The following is a 2386-nucleotide window of genomic DNA, read 5'->3' on the forward strand; positions in this document are numbered from 1 at the left end:
CAGAAATCACGGGGGACGGGCGAAATACTTGCAAGCAGACGACAAAACGGACCACCCGTCCTCCCGTGCATTTCATGGTTCGCCACGGTGCGCGTGATCATGCACGAGTGCCGCAAGCAACGCAGTACGTAGCATTTCGAGTGCGTAGTAGTTTACCACAGCACGAACAGGGCGGTCCGTATGCGGATAATACATGGTGGTAGATCGGATTCGGCGACGTCTCAAGAATGCCCGTGAACATTTCAAAGCCAGCGATCATGTGCCATAGGCGTTGTGCCACGAGCGGGGCATTTCTATCGATGGCTCGCGGCTGGGAAAGCCCAAGACGTCTTGCGTCGGCGGCGAGTTGCCGCATCGGCGCGGCACGGTCTTCATGCATAAACGCGTGTGCGGTTTGAATTACAGACCATTCGGAGTCTTCGAGCATCGGGTATTCGATGCCGCATCGCCAGCACCAAGTTTCAATCATGGCGGTCAAACGATTTCAGTTGGCGAACGGTACGGATCAGCGGGGACCGGGAGTTGACTATCCATTCGTGAAAACGAACCACCGGTCCTCCGTTGCATCCGATGGTTACCCGAAATCCCGGCCATTTGATTGTCGATTCCGTGGAAGTGATCACGGGCGAGCAAGTCACCACGGAAAGCATCAGTGTATCAAATCAGTGTCGAATAAAACAGTTGTTGGGCAGGTTTTTGGGTAACGCCGAAAGACCGAAGCAGCGACGTTAGGCTATCCAAGGTTCCAGCCAAACGCCGTCGTGGAGTCGCATTAGCCAACGGGTAATTTAGACGAGCAATTTTCAAACTACGATTTTGACATTGGCGTTCGGATCACGTTGTCGAAACGAGATCATCATACGAGATCGATGTTGTACGTCGATACGATCTTCATCGTTACGTCGGGTAACGGTAGGGTTGACCGGGGCCGAGCGAAAGATTGACCATTTCAAAACGACGCTTTCGAGGCCTCCGCGTCCAACCCATGGTTCTGCTTCTTATGGCGACGTGATTGCGTTTGGATCGTAGGCAATTGATCGTGTAACGAAATCGACAATTTCATCGTAGTCTTCGTTTGTTTCATCAAGAAAAGGTTCTTTTGCACTCGCAACGAGCCTCGCATCGCGTACCGCAGATTCCAGTTCCGCGTAGTTCGATACGCCCAAATGTTGAAGCGAATGTGAGCCATGCATCAAGAAGACGCCATCGTTGTTGCCAGTCTGGAATTTCTCAGTCCTTGCAAGATCGTAGATTTGAAGGATCAGGTGATTTCGAAAACGCGTGTCGCGTTCCGCTGGTGGTTCGTTAGCAATCTCGATCATCTTATTAATCCAAACCGCTGATGCGAGTACGTAGTCAACTTGCTCGTCTGTGCGTGTTCGTTCCGCTAAAGTGAGTTCGGCAGAACGAGTGGTGAAAACGCCAAACCGCCACCCCAACGCAAACATCCCAACGAAGAGAAGTAGTGTCGCAATGCGATAGGTGGGGCGTTTCATTGACTAGCAGAACGTCACCGTTCACCGGGCCGCGGCAAACGACATTGATTTGAGAATTCGCGCGGCCCGCGGCTCCGTGTGCAACGGATGGTTATCCGTGGTGAATATAGGTGGAAGGTGGAATGCCAGTTTATGTTCCAAAGCAAGACCGAGCAAGCCGATGGTAACAGGAGATTGCTCGCGCAAGCCATCAGGACGTTCCGTCGTCGAGCAACGAATGTCGCCCGAGCACGCCGATGGTCGGTGCGAGGAGGCTCGCGCAAGCCATCAGGAGATTGGAAGGTCGAACCAGAAAAGTTGTCCGAGGGAATGGTTCGTCGGGTGTATCGTTCACCGGCATCAGCCGCAAGCCAGTGTTGTGACGTCAAAGCCCAACACCAGCATACCGATCGTCGTTGATTCATAGATCATGTTGCGGGGACCGCACAATCGACCTTCTTTTCGCTATTCGGTGTGTCCAATGAATATACACATTCTCGATCGAACCTTCCGTCGCGATCATCGTCAAAAGACGAAACGGTATAACGTTCTCCGCGCTGTTCATCTCTCCGGTCGATTCGACCGTCCTGGTCAGTATCCGTATAGAAAATACAGTGTGGATACGATGTGCCCGGCTTCGTCCAAATTGTGTCAAAGGGTTGCCCTCCTTCTTGAGCTACCTCTGCACTCTCCCAGTCGCTAACAGAACGGTGGTAATCAAGCGCAGTCCTTTCGCACCCCACAAGCGTTAGCGCCAAGATGGTTATCGATAATATCGACGTTTCTTTCATCAAAGTAAGTAGATTACAAAACAGAGCCAGTCGAACTCTTTCGGATAACGGACCGCGTCACCGGGGACCGGGAATTGAGTATCCATTTGCGACAACGAACCACCGGTCCTCCGCGTGCAC

2 protein-coding genes are annotated in these 2386 nt (G+C 52.4%); one reads left to right on the forward strand and one right to left on the reverse strand.

Annotated features, from left to right (window positions below; translation table 11 throughout):
* The coding region (locus CA13_RS34680) for a hypothetical protein (protein WP_419193928.1) at nucleotides 1–203 on the forward strand (203 nt) is incomplete at its 5' end.
* A 795-nt stretch (nucleotides 204–998) separates the two neighbouring features.
* On the opposite strand, the gene CA13_RS04365 is transcribed toward CA13_RS34680, so the two are convergent.
* Complete coding sequence (locus tag CA13_RS04365; protein WP_146394762.1) at nucleotides 999–1496, reverse strand: hypothetical protein; 498 nt, start codon at nucleotides 1494–1496, stop codon at nucleotides 999–1001.
* Nucleotides 1497–2386 lie beyond the last annotated feature (890 nt).

The organism is Novipirellula herctigrandis, assembly GCA_007859835.1.
GTDB lineage: Bacteria > Planctomycetota > Planctomycetia > Pirellulales > Pirellulaceae > Novipirellula_A > Novipirellula_A herctigrandis.

Bases quoted from the DNA above. Each gene is read 5' to 3' on its own strand.
- CA13_RS04365 (WP_146394762.1), bottom strand. From the start codon at position 1,496: ATGAAACGCCCCACCTATCGCATTGCGACACTACTTCTCTTCGTTGGG.